Source organism: Streptomyces fractus (assembly GCF_049844455.1).
Taxonomy (GTDB): domain Bacteria; phylum Actinomycetota; class Actinomycetes; order Streptomycetales; family Streptomycetaceae; genus Streptomyces; species Streptomyces fractus.
This window is the reverse complement of sequence record NZ_JBMYHI010000002.1, coordinates 7324598-7345615: the sequence shown is the minus strand read 5'-3', so window position 1 is coordinate 7345615 and position 21018 is coordinate 7324598. Positions and strand designations below refer to the sequence as shown.

At 68.7% G+C, this 21018-nt stretch carries 22 protein-coding genes; 2 read left to right on the top strand and 20 right to left on the bottom strand.

Annotated features, from left to right (window positions below; genetic code table 11):
- Positions 1–52: 52 nt before the first annotated feature.
- The 11 genes from ACP4E5_RS35300 to ACP4E5_RS35250 all read right to left on the bottom strand — a co-directional run bounded on the left by ACP4E5_RS35300 (position 53) and on the right by ACP4E5_RS35250 (position 9503).
- Complete coding sequence (locus tag ACP4E5_RS35300; RefSeq protein WP_425835933.1) at positions 53–949, bottom strand: diacylglycerol kinase; 897 nt, start codon at positions 947–949, stop codon at positions 53–55.
- Between the two features lie 42 nt (positions 950–991).
- A complete protein-coding gene (gene tatC, locus ACP4E5_RS35295) occupies positions 992–1966 on the bottom strand; it encodes a twin-arginine translocase subunit TatC (protein WP_425835931.1) in 975 nt (324 codons plus the stop codon).
- A gap of 51 nt (positions 1967–2017) precedes the next feature.
- Complete coding sequence (gene tatA, locus ACP4E5_RS35290; protein WP_425835929.1) at positions 2018–2317, bottom strand: Sec-independent protein translocase subunit TatA; 300 nt, start codon at positions 2315–2317, stop codon at positions 2018–2020.
- Positions 2318–2576: 259 nt separating this feature from the next.
- Positions 2577–2774: a G protein-coupled receptor family protein gene (locus ACP4E5_RS35285; protein ID WP_425835927.1), complete on the bottom strand. Its 198-nt coding sequence runs from the start codon at positions 2772–2774 to the stop codon at positions 2577–2579.
- Between the two features lie 9 nt (positions 2775–2783).
- A complete protein-coding gene (locus ACP4E5_RS35280) occupies positions 2784–3029 on the bottom strand; it encodes a hypothetical protein (RefSeq protein WP_425835926.1) in 246 nt (81 codons plus the stop codon).
- Between the two features lie 118 nt (positions 3030–3147).
- Complete coding sequence (locus ACP4E5_RS35275) at positions 3148–4104, bottom strand: helix-turn-helix transcriptional regulator (RefSeq protein WP_425835924.1); 957 nt, start codon at positions 4102–4104, stop codon at positions 3148–3150.
- 18 nt (positions 4105–4122) lie between these two features.
- Positions 4123–5076 (bottom strand): helix-turn-helix transcriptional regulator, encoded by a 954-nt coding sequence (locus tag ACP4E5_RS35270; protein ID WP_425835922.1) that lies wholly within the window; start codon positions 5074–5076, stop codon positions 4123–4125.
- Positions 5077–5261: 185 nt separating this feature from the next.
- Positions 5262–5636, bottom strand: a complete 375-nt coding sequence (locus tag ACP4E5_RS35265; RefSeq protein WP_422478600.1) for an FKBP-type peptidyl-prolyl cis-trans isomerase — start codon at positions 5634–5636, stop codon at positions 5262–5264.
- 75 nt (positions 5637–5711) lie between these two features.
- On the bottom strand, positions 5712–6728 hold the full coding sequence (locus ACP4E5_RS35260; protein ID WP_425835920.1) for an FKBP-type peptidyl-prolyl cis-trans isomerase: 1017 nt from the start codon (positions 6726–6728) through the stop codon (positions 5712–5714).
- A gap of 144 nt (positions 6729–6872) precedes the next feature.
- Positions 6873–8234: a Pup--protein ligase gene (gene pafA, locus ACP4E5_RS35255; RefSeq protein ID WP_425835918.1), complete on the bottom strand. Its 1362-nt coding sequence runs from the start codon at positions 8232–8234 to the stop codon at positions 6873–6875.
- A gap of 9 nt (positions 8235–8243) precedes the next feature.
- Positions 8244–9503, bottom strand: coding sequence for an MFS transporter (locus tag ACP4E5_RS35250; RefSeq protein WP_425835916.1), 1260 nt, complete (start codon positions 9501–9503; stop codon positions 8244–8246).
- A 120-nt stretch (positions 9504–9623) separates the two neighbouring features.
- On the opposite strand from ACP4E5_RS35250, the gene ACP4E5_RS35245 reads away from it, so the two are divergent.
- Complete coding sequence (locus ACP4E5_RS35245; RefSeq protein WP_425835914.1) at positions 9624–10670, top strand: LacI family DNA-binding transcriptional regulator; 1047 nt, start codon at positions 9624–9626, stop codon at positions 10668–10670.
- A gap of 58 nt (positions 10671–10728) precedes the next feature.
- On the opposite strand, the gene prcA is transcribed toward ACP4E5_RS35245, so the two are convergent.
- The 6 genes from prcA to arc form a co-directional block, all read right to left on the bottom strand.
- A complete protein-coding gene (prcA, locus tag ACP4E5_RS35240) occupies positions 10729–11499 on the bottom strand; it encodes a proteasome subunit alpha (RefSeq protein WP_425835912.1) in 771 nt (256 codons plus the stop codon).
- A gap of 62 nt (positions 11500–11561) precedes the next feature.
- A complete protein-coding gene (gene prcB, locus ACP4E5_RS35235) occupies positions 11562–12407 on the bottom strand; it encodes a proteasome subunit beta (RefSeq protein ID WP_425835910.1) in 846 nt (281 codons plus the stop codon).
- Complete coding sequence (locus tag ACP4E5_RS35230) at positions 12359–12961, bottom strand: endonuclease VII domain-containing protein (RefSeq protein ID WP_425835908.1); 603 nt, start codon at positions 12959–12961, stop codon at positions 12359–12361. Before ACP4E5_RS35230 ends, prcB begins: the two co-directional genes overlap by 49 nt.
- A gap of 5 nt (positions 12962–12966) precedes the next feature.
- Positions 12967–13185, bottom strand: a complete 219-nt coding sequence (locus ACP4E5_RS35225; protein ID WP_306319237.1) for a ubiquitin-like protein Pup — start codon at positions 13183–13185, stop codon at positions 12967–12969.
- 201 nt (positions 13186–13386) lie between these two features.
- Entirely contained in the window at positions 13387–14898 is a 1512-nt protein-coding gene (gene dop / locus ACP4E5_RS35220; protein ID WP_425835906.1) for a depupylase/deamidase Dop, read from the bottom strand.
- Between the two features lie 268 nt (positions 14899–15166).
- A complete protein-coding gene (gene arc, locus ACP4E5_RS35215) occupies positions 15167–16933 on the bottom strand; it encodes a proteasome ATPase (RefSeq protein WP_425835904.1) in 1767 nt (588 codons plus the stop codon).
- Positions 16934–17196: 263 nt separating this feature from the next.
- Here arc and ACP4E5_RS35210 point away from each other — a divergent pair, with 263 nt between their 5' ends.
- Positions 17197–17511: a ferredoxin gene (locus ACP4E5_RS35210; protein ID WP_425835902.1), complete on the top strand. Its 315-nt coding sequence runs from the start codon at positions 17197–17199 to the stop codon at positions 17509–17511.
- A gap of 76 nt (positions 17512–17587) precedes the next feature.
- On the opposite strand, the gene ACP4E5_RS35205 is transcribed toward ACP4E5_RS35210, so the two are convergent.
- The 3 genes from ACP4E5_RS35205 to ACP4E5_RS35195 form a co-directional block, all read right to left on the bottom strand.
- Positions 17588–18163 (bottom strand): hypothetical protein, encoded by a 576-nt coding sequence (locus ACP4E5_RS35205; RefSeq protein ID WP_425835900.1) that lies wholly within the window; start codon positions 18161–18163, stop codon positions 17588–17590.
- A gap of 232 nt (positions 18164–18395) precedes the next feature.
- Positions 18396–19301, bottom strand: a complete 906-nt coding sequence (locus ACP4E5_RS35200) for a tRNA (adenine-N1)-methyltransferase (RefSeq protein WP_389279439.1) — start codon at positions 19299–19301, stop codon at positions 18396–18398.
- Between the two features lie 59 nt (positions 19302–19360).
- Positions 19361–20911, bottom strand: a complete 1551-nt coding sequence (locus ACP4E5_RS35195; protein WP_425835898.1) for a site-2 protease family protein — start codon at positions 20909–20911, stop codon at positions 19361–19363.
- Positions 20912–21018 lie beyond the last annotated feature (107 nt).

Sequence of the window (21018 nt, the reverse complement as noted above, 5' to 3'; positions counted from 1 at the left end):
CAGCCTACCGACGACCACTGACATCGGACGATCATTATCCGGCAAGGGCTGTTCAGGTGGCTCGGGTGAGGATCCGCACCGCCCCCGGCACGCACTCCGCGACCAGCGGCAACGCGCCGACCGGCTCCCCGTCCGCGTAGCCGGTGATGTCCTCGGCGGCCAGCTCGACACGCGCGGCCCGGTACACGCTCACCACGGGGTGGTCGAGGTGGGTCCCCTTGTAGACGCGCGGGAACACCTTCAGCAGGGTCGTGCGGGAGCAGTCCCCGACCACGGTCACGTCGAACAGCCCGTCGCCCATGTCGGCCCCCGCGCAGATCCGCATGCCACCTCCGTACGAGGTCCCGTTGCCGACGGCGATCAGGGTCGCCGCGACCTCGCGCACGGAGCCGTCGTCGAGGGTCAGCTTGAACGGCACCGCCTTGAAGGTGGCCAGTTCCAGGGCGATCGCCAGGTCGTACTTGAAGCGGCCGAGCGGGAGCCGCATCCGGTTGCCGCGGTCGTTGACGCGGGAGTCGAATCCGGAGGCGAGGACAGTGCCGAACCAGTGGTCGCCGATCCGGCCGAGGTCGATCCCGCGGGTCCGCGAGCCCTTCAGCGCGTCCGCGACGAGCCGGCCGGCCGCGGCCGGGTCACGTATCGGAAGGCCGAGGGCGCGGGCGAAGTCGTTGCCGGTGCCCACGGCGACGATCCCGAGCGGTGTGTCGGTCCCGGCGACCGCCTGGAGCGCGAGGTTCACGAGGCCGTCCCCGCCGACGGCCACCAGCGCGCCGGTCCCCTCCGCCACCGCTGCACGCGCGCGTACGAGGGCGTCGCCGGCGTCGGCCCCGACGATGGTGCGCACCTGGAAACCGGCTGCCCGCAAAGCGGAAGCGGCCGGCTGCGCAGCCTGTGCGCCCCGGCCGCGCCCCGCGGTGGGATTGACGAAGAGGGTGATCTCACTGCTCACGGGCGGACACTAACAAGTGCCCCGCTCCGAACTGGAGTTACCTCAGGTCACATCGTCGTAACCGTTGATCCGGTCCGTCCGTGCACCCGTGTCCCCGCGCTCGGAGGTCGCCTGCTCGGGGAGCGCCCGGCTGGCCGGGACGGGCTCGATCTCGCCGATGTCCTCGGGCGTCAGGTCGAGCTCGGACGCCTCGTCGTCGTCCGGCCCGTCGGCCTCGCTCAGCCGCCTGCGCCGGTCGTTGAGCAACGAGAAGATCACTGCCGCGAAGTAGAGGATCCAGATCGGCCCGGCGAGCGCCAGCATGGTCAGCGGGTCCGTGCTCGGCGTCGCGACGGCGGCGAACACCGTGATGCTCATGATCATCACGCGCCACCAGCCGAGCATCCGCTTGCCGGTGATCGCGCCGATGAGGTTCAGGAAGACGAGCAGCAGCGGCAGCTCGAAGGAGAGGCCGAAGACGAGGACCATGCGCAGCACGAGGTCTAGCAGGTCGTCGAGCGGCAGCAGGTTCTGGGCGCCGCCCGGCGTGAAGTCGATGAGGACCTTCGCCGTCGTCGGCAGCACCGAGTATGCGAAGTACGCGCCGGCGACGAAGAGCGGGGCTCCCGTGCCCACGAACGCGTACGCGTACTTCTTCTCGTGCCGGTGCAGTCCGGGCGCCACGAAGCCCCAGAGCTGGTACAGCCAGACCGGGGAGGCGGCGACGACACCGGCCATCAGCGACACCTTCAGCGCAAGCGTGAAGGGGGTCAGCAGACCATTGAGGGTGATCTGGGCGCAGGGCTTGTCCGACGTGGTCCTCGCCAGCTCCGAGAACGACTGCTTGCAGCCGACCGAGTCGAGGATCGGCCGCGTGATCAGGTTGATGATGTCGTTGTAGAAGAACGCGGCGACGATCGTGATCGCGACGATGGCCAGGAGCGCCTTCGCGAGCCGGTTGCGGAGCTCACGCAGGTGCTCCGCGAGTGGCATCCGCCCCTCGGGATCCTTCTCCTGTTTGCGGGCAGACTTGAGCAACCCACGTCCTCATCTCGTGCGGCAGGCCGCCATGGCAGGGGCGGCCTTCGATCAGCTCTTGGTCGTCTGGTTCGTCTGCTCGTTCACGGGGCGCGAGCTGTCCACGTCGCCGGGGGCCGCCTGGATGGTGCGCGGGGCCGCGGACGTCTGGCCGTCCTGCTGCGGCGGCTGGTCCGAGGGGGTGGCCGACTTGTCGCCGCCCTCGCTCTTCATGGCCTTGGCCTCGCTCTTGAGGATGCGGGCCGACTTGCCCAGCGAACGCGCCATGTCGGGAAGCTTCTTCGCGCCGAACAGCAGAATGACCACTACGAGGATCAGGATGATCTCGGGTGCACCGAGCCTTCCGAACATATCCGTTTACCTTCTCACTGAGGCGGCAGGGGCGGGGCTGCCGGTACCGATCGGACCTCGGACTGTTGTCCGACCACCGTGCTGGCAGCGATCGTATCCCGTGGGGGTAAACACGAGGCAATGCCCGTGCGTCCTCCCAATTGCGGACCGCGCCTCACTACCGGACCGCCAAAGGGAGCGTACCCGCCGACCACGACAACGGGACAGGCCGCGGCGGTAAAGCGCTTTCCACACTCCCGCCAAGGATGCCGACGGAGCGTCAGATCACGTCGCCGCCGGCCTTCGCGACACCCACGGCGGCCTGCTCGAGATCCTCGGCCGCGCGGTTGATCCGCTGCGTGGTGTCGGCGACTTGACGCCCGAGGCGCTGCGCCTCGACGAAGACCCGCACCGCGAGGACCGCCAGCACGGCGAGCCCCACGAAACCCACAGCAACCGCCAGCATCGCCCAGAACATGCGCCGAGCCTAGACGGTCTGGTGGAGGCGCAGCGTGCGCACCCCACCACCGGTGAGGAGTTCGATGATGCGCTCACCGGCGGGCTTGCGCACCGAGGTCTCGCACTCGGGGCAGGTGAACGAGTAGAACGTGGTGCGCCTGCTGCCCCCGATCGCCAACCGGATGGCCGTCGCGGCCAGTTCGAAGCGGGCGCGGCAGTCGGGGCAGGCGGCCCTGAAGACGACGGGCGCCACGGTGGACGCCGTGGCGGGCATTTCGGCAATGTCAGTGAAACCGGCCACACCAGTCATGTCACACACCTCACACCTTTTGTCCGCTGTGCACCGTACGTCGTGATACGTCGCCGGGGATCCGGGGGCGCGTCCAACTCCCTCACGCCGCCCCGTCGTACGCCAGAAGCGCCTCGCGCGCCGCGTCCCGCGCGCTGGTCGCCAGCTCGGCGGGCGCCACGATGTGCCCGTCCCGGCCGAGCCGCAGCGCGAGCCTGCGCAGCGAGGACGGGTCCGGGGTGCGCAGCGTGATCCGCAGCCCGCCGTCCGGCAACTCCTCGGCGCTGTCGTGCGGGTAGTACTCGGCGACCCAGCGCCCGCCGGGACCCACCTCGACGACCACCTCGGGGTCCTCGGCCGCGGGCTGCACCAGCCCCTCGGACAGGTCCCGCAGCTCCACCTCCGGCGCCGCCGACGGCTCGTCCAGGACCTTGATCTCGGCGACCCGGTCGAGCCGGAACGTCCGCCGCGCCTCCGAACGACGGCACCACGCCTCTACGTAGGTGTGGCCCACGCTCACCAGCCGGATCGGGTCGATCTCCCGCTCGGTGACCTCGTCGCGGGCCGGCGAGTAGTAGCGGATCCACAGCCGGCGCCGCTCCGAGATCGCCCGGTCGACGTCCGCGAAGACGCCGCCCTCCGACTCGAAGGTGACGCTCAGGCGCGCGCTGGCTCCGGCCACCTCACCGGCCGCCGTCTCCAGCTTCGCGGTCGCCCGCAGCAGCGCGAGCCGGTCGCTCTCCCGCAGCCCCGGCAGCGTCGCCACCGCGCGGGCCGCCACGAGAAGCGCCGTCGCCTCGTCCGCGGCGATCCGCAGCGGCTCCGCGACATCGTCGGGGTTGTGCCACCAGATGCGGTCGCCGTCGGTGTCGATGTCGAGCAGATCGCCGCCGCGGAAACTCGTCCCGCACAGCGGCAGCACGTCCAGGTCGGAGATCAACTCGTCCTGGGTGATGCCGAAGGCCCGCGCGACATCCTCCACGCGAGCGCCCGGGCGCTCGCGCAGATACGTCACCAGGGACAACATCCGCCGGGTCTGGTCAATGGCGTTGGAAGCCATGCTTGTACGTACTCCCCCTCAGCCCTTGGCCACGGCGCGCAGCCGGTCCACGACATCGGCCCGCAGCTCGGCGGGCTCCAGCACCACCACGTCCGGGCCGAACTCCACGAGCCAGGCGTCGAGCCCGTGCCCGTACGGGACCTCCACCTCGTCCCAGCCGTCGCCCAGGTCGCGCACGGACGCGGCCTTGGCGCGCAGCGGATAGCCGGCGCCCGCCCGCAGCCTGATCAGCGCGGAACGGTCGGCCGTCTCCCCCGCCCAGCTCGCGACGGTCTCCCGCACGGTCACCACGTCCGGCACCGGCACCTTGAACTGCCCTGCGCGCGAACGCACCTTGCCGGTGATCCGCGACAACCGGAAGACCCGCTCGGCCTGCCGGTCGCGATCCCAGCCCGCGAGGTACCAGTGGCCGCGCCAGCACTCCAGGGCCCACGGCTCGACGTGCCGCTGCTCGGGCCGGGCGGCCGTGGCCTTGCGGTAGTCGAAGACGACGGGGCGCCGGTCGCGGCAGGCCAGCATCAGCGGCTCGAAGGACGCCTCGTGCGCCGGGATCCTCGGTTCGAGCGCCCCATGACTCTCGTACGGGTCCACGTCCTCGGGCATCCCGGCCGCGCGCAGCTTCTGCAGGGCGCCGCTCGCGGCCCCGGCGAGGCGCGCCTGCTGCCAGACCTTCGCGGCGAGGCCGAGGGCGGCGGCCTCCTCGGCGTCGAGCGTGACGGGCGGCAGACGGTTGCTGTCACGGCGGGCCAGATAGCCGACCTCGCCGTCCAGGTTCTCCACGGTCTCGATGACCAGGCCGAGTTCGCGCAGATCGTCCTTGTCGCGCTCGAACATCCGGTTGAAGGAATCGTCGCTGCCCGCTTCGAGGTAGGCCTCGATCGAACCACGCAGCTCACGCTTGCTCAGCGGACGCCGCGTCCCGAGCAGACACAGCGCCAGATTCATCAGCCGCTCGGCCTTGGCAATCGCCATCGACGCCCTTTCCTGAAGGTGACTCCCGACGGACGACCGTACCGCTCGGGAGTGTCGCGGCAAAAGCCAAGGACTAGAGGTACGTCCCGAAGGGACTCGGTTGAGGGCGGTGGAGGGAGACGGGAGGGCCCATGCCAGGTGGCATGGGCCCTCAGTCGACCGCTTGCGGTCGGAGTGCGACTGGCTCAGACGCCCATCAGGTCACACACGAAGATCAGCGTCTCGCCGGGGGCGATGCGGCCGCCACCGGCGCCACGGTCGCCGTACGCGAGGTGCGCCGGGATGGTCAGCCGACGACGACCGCCGACCTTCATGCCCTGCACGCCCTTGTCCCAGCCCGCGATGACCTGACCGGCACCGAGCTGGAACTCCAGCGGGTTGCCCCGGTTCCAGGAGGCGTCGAACTCCTCGCCGGTGGAGAAGGACACGCCCACGTAGTGGACCTTCACGAAGTCGCCGGCCTTCGCCTCGGCGCCGTCGCCCTCCCAGATCTCCTCGATCTGCAGGTCCGTCGGCGCGTCACCGATCGGGAAGTCGACCTCGGGCTTGTCGATGTTCACGTGAAGTGCTCCTGCTTCTTGACTGCTCTGCAACCGGGACAGTCTGCCATCTTCACCGGCGCGGTGTGCGACGGCTCAGTGCGCGGCGAGGATGTCGACCGTGAAGACCAGCGTCGAGTTGGCCGGCAGCGTCTTGCCCTGCGCCTTCTTGCCGTACGCCTGGTCCGGCGGGATCACCAGGAGCACCCGGTCACCGACGTGCTTGCCGACGAGCCCGTTGTCCCAGCCCTTGATGACCTGGCCGCCGCCGATCGGCGTCGTGAACGGCTGGCCGCTCTTCCAGGACGAGTCGAACAGCTCGGCCTTCTTCTTGCCCTCGTTGATCTTCCAGGCGGCACCGCTGTACTGCATGGTGACCGTCTGGCCCTTCTTGACCTCGGCACCCTTGCCCTGGATCAGGACCTTGTCGACCAGGTCCTTCGGCGGGTCACTCTTCGGGATCGAGATCGTCGCCGGCTCTTCCTTGTCGGCCTTGATCTGCGGCAGGTTCGACGGGATCGAGGCCTGCTTGCCCTCGGCCTTCTTCGGGATGACCTTGCCGACGTCCAGGGCGAACACGAGCGTGTCCGAGCCCTTGATGCCCACCTGCTGATTGCCCTGGCTGCCGAAGCCCGCGGCCGGCGGCGCCACGACGAGGACCCGGCTGCCCTCCTTCTGCCCGAGCACGGCCTGCGAGAACGCCGGAAGCTGACCCTCCGCGCCGGCGGTCACCATCTGGTCACCACCGCCCTGCTGCCCGTACGTGGACCCGAGGTCCTTGCCGCCCTTCCAGACCTTGCCCGTGAAGTTCATCGACACCAGGTCATTCTTCTTCACCGTCGGACCGTCGCCCTGGGACAGCGTGTGCACGACGAACTTGTCGCTCGGGTCGCCCTTCGGCAGCGAGATCTTCGCCTGCTTGCCGTACGCGCCCGACACCTGCGGCATCGGGTCGGCCTTGTCGACCGCCTTCGGCACCGCGGCCGCCTTCGGCGAGGAGGACGACGAGTCGGCCTTGTCCGCCGAATCCTTCTTGCCGTCGTCGCTGCCGCAAGCCGTCGCGGTCAGCGCCAGTGCCGGCACGATCAGTAGTGCTGCAAGTCGGCGTCGCACAGTGGTCCTCAAGTCGCTCGAATAAGGTCCGGCCACTCTAGGCCCTCCCCCTGACAAACCAAGGGACGGCCAGGGGCCCCGTACGAATGATTCGTACGGGGCCCCTGCCCGGATTGCTCAGCGTGCGCGCCCACATACCGACGATCACATACCGGCGATCAGCTTCTCCACCCGGTCGTCCACACTGCGGAACGGGTCCTTGCACAGCACCGTGCGCTGCGCCTGATCGTTCAGCTTCAGATGCACCCAGTCGACCGTGAAGTCACGGCGCTGCTCCTGGGCACGGCGGATGAAGTCACCGCGCAACCTCGCGCGCGTGGTCTGCGGCGGCACCGACTTGCCCTCGAAGATCTTCAGGTCGTTGCAGATCCGCTTCGCCTGGCCCTTCTTCTCCAGGAGGTAGTAGAGACCGCGCTGCCGGTGGATGTCGTGATACGCGAGGTCTATCTGCGCGACCCTCGGGTGCGACATCGTCATGTTGTGCTTCGCGCGATACCGCTCGATGAGCTTGTACTTCATGACCCAGTCGATCTCATTGCCCACCAGGTCGAGGTCCTCGGACTCGATGGCGTCGAGCGTGCGACCCCACAGCTCCAGAACCTGCTCCACGGTGCCGGTGCGGATGCCCCGGCGCTCGCAGAAGTCCACGGCCTTCTCGTAGTACTCGCGCTGCACCTCGAGGGCCGATGCCTCCCGGCCACTGGCCAGCCGCACCTTGCGGCGGCCCGTGATGTCGTGACTCACCTCGCGGATCGCCCGGATCGGGTTCTCCAGGGTGAGGTCCCGCATCACCGTGCCCGCCTCGATCATGCGCAGGACGAGGTCGGTGGCACCGACCTTCAACAGCATCGTCGTCTCCGACATGTTGGAGTCGCCGACGATGACGTGCAGACGGCGGTAGCGCTCCGCGTCCGCGTGCGGCTCGTCCCTCGTGTTGATGATCGGCCGGGAACGAGTCGTCGCGGAACTGACGCCCTCCCAGATGTGCTCGGCACGCTGGCTCACGCAGTACACGGCACCGCGCGGAGTCTGCAGCACCTTGCCCGCGCCACACAGCAACTGCCTTGTGACCAGGAAGGGGATGAGAATGTCCGCGAGCCGCGAGAACTCCCCGTGCCGCGCCACCAAGTAGTTCTCATGGCAGCCGTAGGAGTTACCCGCCGAGTCGGTGTTGTTCTTGAACAGGTAGACGTCGCCCGCGATTCCCTCCTCGTGCAGGCGGCGTTCGGCGTCGACGAGCAGGCCTTCCAGAATGCGCTCGCCCGCTTTGTCGTGCGTGACCAACTCGGTCACGTTGTCGCATTCGGGAGTTGCGTATTCCGGATGCGACCCGACATCGAGGTAAAGGCGGGCGCCGTTCCGCAGAAAGACATTGCTGCTGCGGCCCCATGACACGACACGGCGGAAGAGGTACCGCGCCACCTCGTCAGGAGACAGGCGGCGCTGTCCCCTGAACGTACACGTGACGCCGTACTCGTTCTCCAGCCCGAAAATGCGGCGGTCCATGACTGAACATTACGCCCGATCCCCCGAGCTGAAACGGGGTTCGACGGCACGGTTTGGATCATTTTCCGACGAGCGGGCGACACGCCCGGACGTGCGCGGCTCCGCCAGGACCCGAGCCGTTGAAAGCAGGACGACCAGCGCAAGCGCACCAGTGACGGCCGGAACGGCGAACCCCCACCGCGTACCGGCCCATTCGACGACCGGGCCCGCCACGGCCGTTCCCACACTGGAGCCGACCATGAACGTCGTCACGAGCCACGAGAACGCCTCCGTCACCGTGCCCAGCGGCGCGTGCCGGTCCACGACGATGAACGCACACGCGATGCACGGCGCCAGGAACACCCCCGCCACCGCCGTCAGAACCACCATCGCGACCGGCCCCGGCATCAGGACCAACGGCACGTAGAACAGCGCGAGCAGCGCCACCAGCCACCGAAGTCGCTTCTCCGGGGCGCCACTCCACTGACGGGCCCCGTAGACGCTGCCACCCACCAGCGCGCCCATCCCGATCGCCGCCATCAGCCAGCCGTACACGGCGTCCCCGCCCCGCCCGTCCGCATACGACATCGCCGCCACCGTGATCGAACCGAGCGCGGTCCCGACGAACAAGAAGGCGACAAGCAGGACAAGCAGCCCCGACGAACGCAGCGCGCCCAGCCAGTGCGCCTCACGCGGAGCCGAACGCCACGCGCGCGAAGGCTTCGACAGCACCACGGAAAGCGCACCGAGCACACCGACCACGTTCAGCACCACCAGCGCCGCCTGCGGCGACCACAGCGACACGCACAGCGTCACCAGCAACGGCCCGACGGTGAACATGACTTCCTGCGCGATCGCGTCCATCGCGTACGCCGTGTGCACCTGCTCCTCGCGCGCCAGCACACTGGGCCACAACGCGCGCAGGCCACCCTCGAGCGGCGGCGTGAACAAACCGGCCAGGGCCATCGCCGCATACGCCAACGGCAGCGAGTCCGTCCCGACGAACGCGAAGACCGACATCGCCAAAGCCGACAGGATCGCCGCCGGCAGCTGCACCTTCGGCTGGCCCCGCAGATCCACGAGGCGCCCGAGAAGCGGCTGCCCGACCGCGTTCGCCACCCCGTACACCGCCGCGAGCGCACCCGCCAGGCTGTACGTGCCACCCTCCGCCCGGATGAGGAGCACGACGGCGATCGGAGCCGTCGCGTTCGGCAGCCTCCCCACCAGGGTCCCCGTCAGCAGCCGCATCGCATGCCGCGCCCTGAGGATCTCCGCATACCCCGCGGCCATCGCCCCGCCCCCACCCTGAAGTTTTACGTATAACGTCCCGGCGTTATACGTACCACGTGCCCGGCGGACAGAGCCACCCGCTAACGTCGAGCACCCTGGACGACACCTACGGAGGCACCAGTGACCAGCGGCCAGGACGGCACCACCACCGCCCGCCCCACCAGCAGGGACGTCGCCCGCGCGGCCGGCGTCTCCCAGGCCGCCGTCTCCCTCGTCATGGGCGGCAAATGGCCCGGCCGCGTCTCCGAGACCACCGCCGAACGCGTACGCGCCGCCGCCGAACACCTCGGCTACCGCCCCAACCTCGCGGCCCGCAACCTCCGCACCGGCCGCACCCGCACCGCCCTCCTCGTCGTCCCCGCACTCACCAACGAGTTCTTCGCCGGCGTCTACACAGGCGCCGCCCGCGTCGCCGCCCAACACGACTTCGGCGTCGTCCTCTACCCCTCACCCGACGGCATCGGCCCAGCCCGCGACCCCTTCCCCTCCGCCCGCGCCGCCCTCGACGGCATCCTCGCCTCCTCCATGGCCGCCGACGCCCTCACCGCCCTGCGCGGCGACGACACCCCGCCCATCCCCCTCGTCATGCTCGACAGCGACCCCGCGGGCAGCCCCGGCGCCACCACCGTCAACCTCGACCTCGCCGACGGCATCCGGCAGATCACCGACCACCTCATCGCCCACGGCCACCGCAACTTCCTCCACCTCGCCTCCGCCGTCCAGTCCTGGACCTTCGACGTCCGCGCCCGCGAACTCGCCGCCCGCACCGCACAGTTGCCCGGCGCCACCGTGCGCACCATCCGCTCCGCCCTCACCGTCGAGGACGCCGTCGCCGCCGCCGAAACAGCACTGCGCACCTCCGGCCTCGTCGACCCCACCGCCATCGTCTGCGACGACGACAAACTCGCCGCCGGCGCCTACAAGGCCGCCCGCCGCCTCGGCCTGCGCGTCCCCGACGACCTCTCCATCACCGGCTTCGACGACCTCTCCCTCGCCACCGCCATCGAACCCGAACTCACCACCGTGCGCCTGCCCGCCGAAGAGGTCGGCGCACACGGCATGCGCACACTGCTCGCCGTCCTCGACGACCGCGAAACCGAAACCGACCCACTCCCGGTCGAACTGATCATCCGCGGCTCCACAGGACCGGCCGCACCCCGCACCTGACACACGTGTGCCCCGGCCGGTTCGACAACCGGCCGGGGCACACGAGGAAAACGAACGACTAGTCCTCCGAGGAAGAACCCTCGTCGTCGGACACCGCCTCCGACTCGGCCTCCGTCGTCGCGGCAGCCCCCTCGGCCGTGAGCAACCGCGACAACTGCCGCCCCACGATCCGCTTGAACTTCCGCTGCTGCGGCCGCGTACGGTCCAGGACCGCCACCTCAAGGCGCTCCGCGGGAATCTCCCGCTCGCCCCCATTGGTGTCCCGCGACAACGCCGTCACCGCCAGCTTCAACGCCTCGGACAGCGTCATGCCGTCCCGGTGCTGCTGATCCAGGTAATTACTGATCTGCTCCGCGCTGCCACCGACCGCCACCGAGCCGTGCTCGTCGACGATCGAACCATCATGCGGAAGCCGGTAGATCTGGTCACCCTCGGCCGACTGCCCGACCTCGGCGACCACCAACTCCACCTCGTACGGCTTCTCCCCCGCGCTGGAGAAGATCGTGCCCAGCGTCTGCGCATACACATTCGCCAGACCACGAGCCGTCACATCATCACGGTCGTACGTGTAACCCCGCAGATCCGCGTAGCGCACGCCACCGATCCGAAGGTTCTCGTACTCGTTGTACTTACCGGCGGCCGCGAAACCGATCCGGTCATAGATCTCGCTGAACTTGTGCAGAGCACGGGACGGGTTCTCGCCGACGAACACGATGCCATCGGCGTACTGCAGCACGACAAGGCTGCGACCGCGAGCAATGCCCTTCCGCGCATACTCCGCGCGGTCGGCCATCGCCTGCTGGGGTGAGACATAGAACGGCGTCGACACCGGCTATCCGTCCCTTTCTGTCAGTGGCTCGATGAGTAGGCAACCAAAGAAGACTCGGCCGGCTAGAGCAGAGCGGCCCGCGGGCCGTCCGGCTCCTCCATACGACGCTCGAGAATCGCCCGGGCGATGTCCGACGACTCGTCGTCCGACAGCCGCCGGAACCCGTCCTCCGTGATCACAGTGACGATCGGGAAGATCCGCCGCGCCATGTCCGGACCACCCGTCGCCGAGTCGTCATCGGCCGCGTCGTACAGCGCCTGCACGACCAGCGTCGTCGCCTGCTCCTCCGTCAGATCCTCGCGGTAGAGCTTCTTCATCGCCCCACGCGCGAACACCGAACCGGAACCGGTGGCGGCAAAGCCGTGCTCCTCGCTGCGGCCGCCCGTGACGTCGTACGAGAAGATCCGACCCCTCTCACGATCCACGTCATAACCCGCGAACAACGGCACGACGGCCAGCCCCTGCATGGCCATACCGAGGTTGGACCTGATCATCGTCGACAGACGATTCGCCTTGCCCTCCAACGACAGCTGCGCACCCTCGACCTTCTCGAAGTGCTCCAGCTCCAACTGGAAGAGCTTCACCATCTCGACGGCCAGACCGGCGGTGCCGGCGATACCGACGGCCGAGTACTCGTCCGCCGGGAAGACCTTCTCGATGTCGCGCTGCGCGATCACGTTCCCCATCGTGGCGCGCCGGTCACCGGCGAGCACGACGCCGCCGGGGAACGCGGTCGCCACGATGGTCGTGCCGTGCGGGGCCTCGATGACGCCCTGCGTCGGCGGCAACTGCCGGTTGCCCGGCAGGATTTCGGGCTGGTGCTCCGACAGGAAGTCCATGAACGACGACGATCCAGGCGTCAGGAAGGCAGCCGGTAGACGCCCGGTGCTACGAGGGTTGGCTTCCACGCGTTTCCTTCCAAGTAGGCGGTGGCCCGACGTGTGGTGTCGGGATCGTCTCCCAACTTGCCGATGGCCGAATTGCAGTTGAAGCACAGTACGCCACGGACCCTACCCGTCTCGTGGCAGTGATCCACATGTACGGCAGGGGCATTGAGGCAGATCACGCAGATCCCCATCTGCGAGGCGATCATCTCGTCGCGCTGGGCTTCGGTGAGGTTGTAGTTGCGCTTGAGGTGATCTTGCCGGCCTTGGATGGCCCGACACGCCTTACATCGGGTCGACAAGCCGTCAGAAGCCGTGGCGTTGCGGTGCCACTCCTTGTGCGGCTTGATCTCCCCACAGGTGCGACAGAGCTTGTGCCCCTCGGGCACATCCACCTTCTCCCGGACAGTCTTGCCCAGCGCCTCACGGCGGCGCCGGTAGTGCGCTGCGCTGTACTCCGCAACGCAGTCCCGGCACCGCACTTGCAGGCCATCACGCCGATTCTTGTCGGCGGCGAATGAGGCCGACGGGAGCGCTTGCCCACACCCCGTACAAATCTTCTCGACAGGGTCGGACATGTCCGTTATTGTCCACCCTTTTGCACAAATGAGCGCACGAAGTCCTCGGCATTTTCCTCGAGTACGTCGTCGATCTCGTCCAGAACCGAGTCGACGTCATCGCTCAGCTTCTCCTGGCGCTCCTTGAGGTCCTCGGTCGACTGTTCGTCGACCTCCTGCTCCTCGACCTCCTCGGTGGAGCGCGTCGCCTTCTGCTGTCCGCCGCCGGTGTCCTTGGTTGCCATGTCCAGCTCACCCCGCTCGGTTCGACATCCACGCCGTGGACGACGTGGTTCGCTCAGGTCGTTCGTGATCAGAACCCTACGCGTCGGCTCTGACATCGGCCCCGCACTTGGTGCAACGTGCGGGGCCCACCTCTGTGATTCCCCTGCCGCCGACTTTTCAGCCCCGGATCGGTGATTGATCATCGGCGGATCACGCCCCGGTCACTGCCCGGACAGCACCCGCACCAGGTCCTCGGCCGTGCGGCACCTGTCCAGGAGCTCCTTCACGTGGTTCCGCGTGCCGCGAAGGGGTTCCAGGGTCGGGACGCGCTGGAGCGAGTCCCGGCCGGGGAGGTCGAAGATGACCGAGTCCCAGGAGGCCGCCGCCACGTCGTCCGCGTACTGCTCCAGGCAGCGCCCGCGGAAGTAGGCCCGGGTGTCCTCCGGCGGCTTCGTACGGGCGTTCTCGACCTGGTTCTCGTCCAGGAGGCGCTTCATCTTGCCGCGCGCCTCCAGGCGGTTGTAGAGGCCCTTCTCGGCGCGTACGTCGGCGTACTGGAGGTCGAGCAGGTGCAGCTTGGCGGCGTCCCATTCGAGGTTGTCGCGGCGCCGGTAGCCATCCATGAGTTCGAGCTTGGTGACCCAGTCGAGCTCGCCGGAGAGGCTCATGGGGTCGGATTCCAGGCGGCCGAGGACGTCCTCCCAGCGGGTCAGGATGTCCTTGGTCTGCTCGTCCGCGTCGGCGCCGAAGCGCTCCTCCACGTACTTCCTGGCGAGCTCGAAGTACTCCATCTGGAGTTGGACCGCGGTGAGTGTGCGGCCGCTACGGAGCGTGATCAGGTGCTGGAGGGACGGGTCGTGGGAGACCTGGTGGAGGGTGCGGACCGGTTGGTCCACGGCCAGGTCGACCGCGATGAAGCCGTCCTCGATCATGGAGAGGACCAGGGAGGTCGTGCCGAGCTTGAGGTAGGTCGAGATCTCGGACAGGTTCGCGTCGCCGATGATCACGTGGAGGCGGCGGTACTTCTCCGCGTCCGAGTGCGGCTCGTCGCGGGTGTTGATGATCGGGCGCTTGAGCGTGGTCTCCAGGCCGACCTCGACCTCGAAGTAGTCGGCGCGCTGGCTGAGCTGGAAGCCGTGTTCGTGGCCGTCCTGGCCGATGCCGACGCGGCCCGCTCCGGTGACGACCTGACGGGACACGAAGAAGGGCGTGAGGTGGCGCACGATGTCCGAGAAGGGGGTCTCCCGCTTCATCAGGTAGTTCTCGTGCGTCCCGTAGGAGGCGCCCTTGTTGTCGGTGTTGTTCTTGTAGAGGTGGATCGGCTGGGCGCCGGGGAGCTGGGCGGCCCGCTCGGCGGCCTCGGCCATGATGCGCTCGCCGGCCTTGTCCCACAGGACGGCGTCCCAGGGGTTGGTGACCTCGGGTGAGCTGTATTCGGGGTGTGCGTGGTCCACGTAGAGGCGCGCGCCGTTGGTGAGGATGACGTTGGCCAGGCCGATGTCCTCGTCGGTGAGCTGGCTGGAGTCGGCGGCCTCGCGGGCGAGGTCGAAGCCTCGGGCGTCGCGCAGCGGGTTTTCTTCCTCGAAGTCCCAGCGGGCCCTGCGGGCCCGGTGCATCGCCGCGGCGTAGGCGTTGACGATCTGGGACGAGGTGAGCATGGCATTGGCGTTGGGGTGGCCGGGGACGGAGATCCCGTATTCCGTCTCGATGCCCATTACTCGCCGTACGGTCATGCGGCCCTCCTTGCCCGGCAGCGCCCTCGGTCGGGGGCGCCGCTCAAGTACCGCTGGTTCTCCGGTGCGTGTGCGGTGCCCGTCCCCGCACTGCGCGACTCGGCGGCATGAGAGAGCCTAGAACGCCTTTGCGCTGGTGGGGAGATCATTTGCGTCATTGGATTCGCTCCGCTTTCGAGCGGGTGCTCACGTGGTCGGTTCCTGCGGGGGTGCCGCAAAACAGTCGGCTGCGGGTACCCGCTTCGGGCACCCGCAGCCACCCTGTCTTTTACAGGTACTGACCGGTGTTCGCCACCGTGTCGATGGAGCGTCCGGTGTCCGCGCCCTGCTTTCCGGTGACGAGGGTGCGGATGTAGACGATCCGCTCGCCCTTCTTGCCGGAGATTCGGGCCCAGTCGTCGGGGTTGGTGGTGTTGGGCAGGTCCTCGTTCTCCTTGAACTCGTCGATGCAAGCCTGGAGGAGGTGGGAGACCCTGAGGCCCTTCTGGTTCTGTTCGAGGAAGGCCTTGATGGCCATCTTCTTGGCGCGGCCGACGATGTTCTCGATCATTGCGCCGGAGTTGAAGTCCTTGAAGTAGAGGACTTCCTTGTCGCCGTTCGCGTAGGTCACCTCGAGGAAGCGGTTTTCCTCGGATTCGGCGTACATCTGCTCCACGGCCGTCTGGATCATGGCGTGGACGGTGGCGGCCCGGTCGCTGCTGTGCTCACCGAGGTCGTCGGTGTGCAGCGGGAGGCGCTCGGTGAGGTACTTGCCGAAGATGTCCTTGGCCGCTTCGGCGTCCGGGCGCTCGATCTTGATCTTCACGTCGAGTCGTCCGGGCCGCAGGATGGCGGGGTCGATCATGTCCTCGCGGTTGGAGGCACCGATCACGACCACGTTCTGCAGGCCTTCGACGCCGTCGATCTCGGCGAGCAGCTGCGGGACGATGGTGTTCTCCACGTCCGAGCTGACGCCGGATCCGCGGGTGCGGAACAGGGACTCCATCTCGTCGAAGAAGACGATGACGGGGGTGCCCTCGCTGGCCTTCTCTCGTGCGCGCTGGAAGACGAGGCGGATCTGTCGCTCGGTCTCTCCGACGTACTTGTTGAGAAGTTCGGGGCCCTTGATGTTGAGGAAGAAGCTCTTGCCCTGGCCCTGTCCGGTCACTTCGGCGACCTTTTTGGCGAGGGAGTTGGCGACTGCCTTGGCGATCAGGGTCTTACCGCATCCGGGGGGCCCGTACAGCAGGACGCCCTTGGGCGGCCGCAGTTCGTGCTCCCGGTAGAGGTCCGGGTAGAGGTAGGGGAGCTCGACGGCGTCGCGGATCAGTTCGATCTGGTTGCCCAGGCCGCCGATCTGCTCGTAGCCGATGTCCGGGACCTCTTCGAGGACGAGTTCCTCTACTTCGCTCTTTGGTACGACTTCGTAGACATAGCCGGATCGGGGTTCGAGAAGCAGCGCGTCGCCGGGGCGGATGGTGACGTCGAGGAGTGGTTCGGCGAGCCGTACCACTCGTTCTTCGTCGGTGTGTCCGACCACGAGGGCTCGGTCGCCGTCCTCGAGGAGTTCCTTGAGGGTGACGATGTCGCCGACGCTCTCGAACTCCATGGCCTCGACCACGTTGAGCGCTTCGTTGAGCATGAGTTCCTGGCCGCGTCGGAGCTCTTCGAGTTCGACGCTTGGGCTCACGTTCACGCGGAGTTTGCGGCCGCCGGTGAAGATGTCGGCGGTGCCGTCCTCGTTCGCCGTGAGGAAGACTCCGAAGCCTGCCGGTGGTTGTGCGAGCCGGTCGACTTCTTCCTTGAGGGCCACGATTTGGTCGCGGGCCTCTCGGAGCGTGCCGGCGAGCCGCTCGTTCTGGGCGGACACGCCGGCCAAGTTGGTCTGCAACTCGACGATCCGCTCTTCGAGAATCCTCGTGTGCCGCGGAGAGTCGGCGAGCTTGCGCCGCAGGACGGCGATTTCCTGCTCGAGATAGGCAACCTGCCCGGCGGGGTCTTCGGACCCTCGTCCCGGGCGGATGCCGCGGTTGATGTCGTCGTCGTGGGCTGCCACGGTCCTCACCTCCTCCAAGGGGAGCTGGACGCTTCCAGACCCTACCTGGGCGGGTGTCGATTGAAACCCCTAGATCAAAAAGACGATGGGGTGTGTCCGATCTTCACCCTTGCGCTCTCCCTCACGCCAGGGGAATACCCACCCAACAACATCGGAAAGCGGCCGGTTGTAGGGTCGAAGTGTTCAACACCCGTCAGGCCTGGCCCGACTTGCTCCTCTGAAGGAGGTTTTCGGGGGCCGCGACGCAGGAAACGGCAGGAGACATGACCGTGCGGCAAGAGGCCGGATCCGGTACCGACAGCAGCGTTCCGCTGGAGGTGTGGATCGACCAGGATCTGTGCACCGGGGACGGGATCTGCGCGCAGTACGCTCCCGAGGTCTTCGAGCTGGACATCGACGGTCTGGCGTATGTGAAGGGCGCGGACGACGAGCTGTTGCAGGACGTGGGCGCGTCAACGCCCGTGCCGCTTCCGCTTCTCACGGATGTGGTGGCGTCGGCGAAGGAGTGTCCAGGCGACTGCATCCATGTGCGGCGGGTTTCGGACAGGGTCGAGGTCCACGGACCGGACGCGGAGTGACCGTCTAGTAACTCTACGTACGCGAAGGGGCCCCGTCCGCCGGTGTTTCGGTGGACGGGGCCCTTTGCGTGCGGGGTCAGGCGGCGCGGGCCTCGGAGGGGGTGGAGCGGACGAACGCCCCGTCCTTCCACTGCCACTTGGCCTTCTCGTGGACGTCCGGGCGGTATCGGGGCACGGAGTCGGAGGAGTAGCCGTCGAGGTCGGCGAGGACGGATCCGTCCTGTATGGCGAGTGCGGTCGCCGAGTAGTCGTCCTTGGGCGTGACGAGTGTGGCGACGACGCGGGGCTTGGCGCCGGCGGGCCGGGTGAGGACGTAGATGCCGCTGGGCGGCGTGCCGACGCCGGCGTCGCAGCGGACGACGGCGACGGTTTCCGGGCGGCCGTCGCCGTCCAGGTCTCCGGTGGCCTTCTTGACGACGGCGGTCTTGACGGGTCCGCAGTCGAGCGGGAAGTGGACGGCGGCGGGGTCGGGCGGGGCCACGGCGGCGGGCCTGCCCGCGGGGGCCCTGTGGTCGGCCTGGGCCGCGGTGGCGGAGTCCGGCTTGAGGAAGCCGGAGAGCGCGACGACCGCGGAGAGTGCGGCGGCGGTGGCCAGCCAGTGGATGGGGCGTGTGGTGGTGTGCGCCAGTTCCGGGACGGCGGATTGCTGCACGAGGAGCGTCTCCTGTGAGGGCTGTGCCGGTGGGGGTGGCCAGCATCGTGCCATACGTCACAGTGCGCGGGAACGGCGGGGTCCGTTCTTTCTCAGGTGATATCCGGTCCTGGTGCTGCCGCCCCTTCAACGAACAAGCGCCGCCGCGGAGTTCCCGTGAGTGCGGGGGAACTGCGCGGCGGCGCTGTCGCGTTGTGCGGTTGTACGTCTTTGGTGGCTCGGCCGCGGTGGCTCAGCGGCCGCGGTTGCCGCCGTCGGCGTTCGGGCCGTCGTAGTCCTCGCCGTAGGCGCCCTTGGCGGGGCGGCGGCGGCGCATGGGCGGCTCGACGCCGTCCGCGAGGCGGCGGGCGGTGAGCAGGAAGCCGGTGTGGCCGATCATCCGGTGGTCGGGGCGGACGGCGAGGCCCTCCACGTGCCAGTTGCGGATCATCGACTCCCAGGAGGTCGGCTCGTTGAAGCAGCCGATCTCGCGGATGGACTCGACGGTGCGGGCGAGCTGCGTGGTGGTGGCCACGTAGCAGCACAGGATGCCGCCGGGGACGAGCGCCTTCTTGACGACGTCCAGGCACTCCCAGGGGGCGAGCATGTCGAGGATGACGCGGTCGACGTCACCGTCGGACAGGTTGTCCTGGAGGTCGCCGACGGTGAGCTGCCAGGCGGGGTGCGGGCCGCCGAAGTAGCGCTCGACGTTGCCCTTGGCGATCTCGGCGAAGTCCTCGCGGCGCTCGTAGGAGTGCAGCATGCCTTGGTCGCCGATGGCGCGCAGCAGGAAGCTGCTGAGCGAGCCGGAGCCCACGCCCGCTTCCACGACGCGGGCGCCGGGGAAGATGTCGGCGAAGGCGAGGATCTGCCCCGCGTCCTTGGGGTAGACCACGGCGGCGCCGCGGGGCATGGACAGGACGTAGTCGGGGAGCAGGGGGCGCAGCGCGAGGTAGGCGACGTTTCCGGTGGTGCGGACAACGCTGCCCTCGGGTGCGCCGATCAGCTCGTCGTGCGGGAAGGAACCCTTGTGGGTGTGGAAGTTCTTTCCCTCTTCGAGCGTGAACGTGTAGTGGCGGCCCTTGGGGTCGGTCAGCTGAACCTGGTCCCCGACCGTGAAGGGCCCGCGCCTGCGGGCGGCACCGGTCGGTTCGGACATGTGAACAGCCTACCGGGCTTGTCGGGGGGCGCCGACCACGCGGCTTCCGCCAGGGGTTTCTACGAAGGCCGGGCCATGGCCTTCACGAAGGCGCGTTCCACGTCGGCCGCGGAGAGGACTCCGTAGATGGCGCCGTTCTCCTCGACGACGAGGTATTCGGTGGCGGGGGTCTCGCGGAGGGTGTCGAGGAGTTCTTCGCCGGCGAGTTCGGCGGAGACGCGCATGCCGTCGGTGAGGTCCTGGGCGAGGCCGCTGACGGGGACCCAGGGGCGGCGGTGTTCGGGGATGCCGACGATGGCGGCCTCGCGGACGAGGGAGTGGGGGTCGCCGTCGGTGTCGACGACGACGAGGGCGCGGGCGCCCGCCTCGTTGGCCCGGCGCAGTGCCTCGGAGAGGGGCGTTTCGGGTTCGACGGGGACGGCGCGCCGGGTGAGGGTGCGGGCGCGCAGGTCGGGGAGGTGTTCGCGCAGTCGTGCCATGCGCAGGCTGTTGCCGGCGCCGGTCCAGATGATCGCGGCGAGGATGGCGGCGAGCAGCGCGTCCATAAGGGTGTTCATGCCGCCGGCCTCTTCGGCGCCTTCGCCGAGGGCGCCGGACTGGGTGAGCAGCGGCAGGCCGATGAGGACGGTGACGGCGAGGGCGCGGCCGACCCAGGCGGCGGCGATGGTGCCGCTCATGGGCCTGCCGGTGAGCTTCCAGACGACGGCGCGGAGCATGCGGCCGCCGTCGAGGGGCAGTCCCGGCAGGAGGTTGAACACGGCGACGATCAGGTTGGAGATCATCAGGCCCGCGAGGAGCACGCCCGGGACGGTGCCGGGTTCGACGGCCTTCATCGCCCCGTAGAAGACGCCGGCGAGGACGAGGGAGAGCAGGGGGCCCACGAAGGCGAGGACGAATTCGCGGCCGGGGGTCTCGGACTCCTTCTCGATCTCGGAGACGCCGCCGAAGAACTGCAGTTGGATGCGGCGCACGGGGAGCTTGAAGCGCAGGGCCGCGACGGTGTGGGCGAGTTCGTGGATGAGTACGGAGGCGTAGAAGGCGACGGCGAAGAAGAGGGAGACGAGGTAGCGGGCGGCGCCGAGTTCGGGCAGGACGCGGTCGAGCTGGCCGCCGAACACCCAGGTGATCAGTGCGGCGACGAGGAACCAGCTGGGGGCGACGTAGACGGGGACGCCGAAGGGGCGGCCCATGAGCAGTCCGCCGCGTGGTTCGGGGCGCTTGGTGGGTCCCTTGGTGGCGCCCTTGATGGCGCTCCTACGGTTGCCGGAGGTGGCGGCGGCGCGCTCGGGGTGGCGGTCGTGGGGGTGTGCGGGGGGCGCGTCCTGCGGCTCGGGGGTGGAGTCGGTGTGCGGGGTGGCGGGGGCCTGCGGCGTCACGGTGGTGTCGGGTGCGGCGTCGGCCGGTTCCGGTTCCTGTTCCGCTCCGGTCTGATTGTGCGCTGCCCCGCTCCGCGGCTGCTCGGTGGCCGCGTCCTGCGGCGGCTGTGGCCCGCCCTGGTCCTGGGCCTCACTGGTTTCGCGGGCTTCGGTCGCATCCGGCCCGGCCGCGGCCGGAGGCCGGGGCGTTGTCGCCTCGCCTGTGCCGGACTGCGGCTGGCCGCTCTCGTCCACGGTGATCCCTCGGTCCCCTCGTTCGAAGCGTTTCCCGCCGCCCGGCGGGACGTTCTGGCGTCGATGGTATGCGGACGGCGCCGACGGGCCCCCGTCGACTCCCCCGC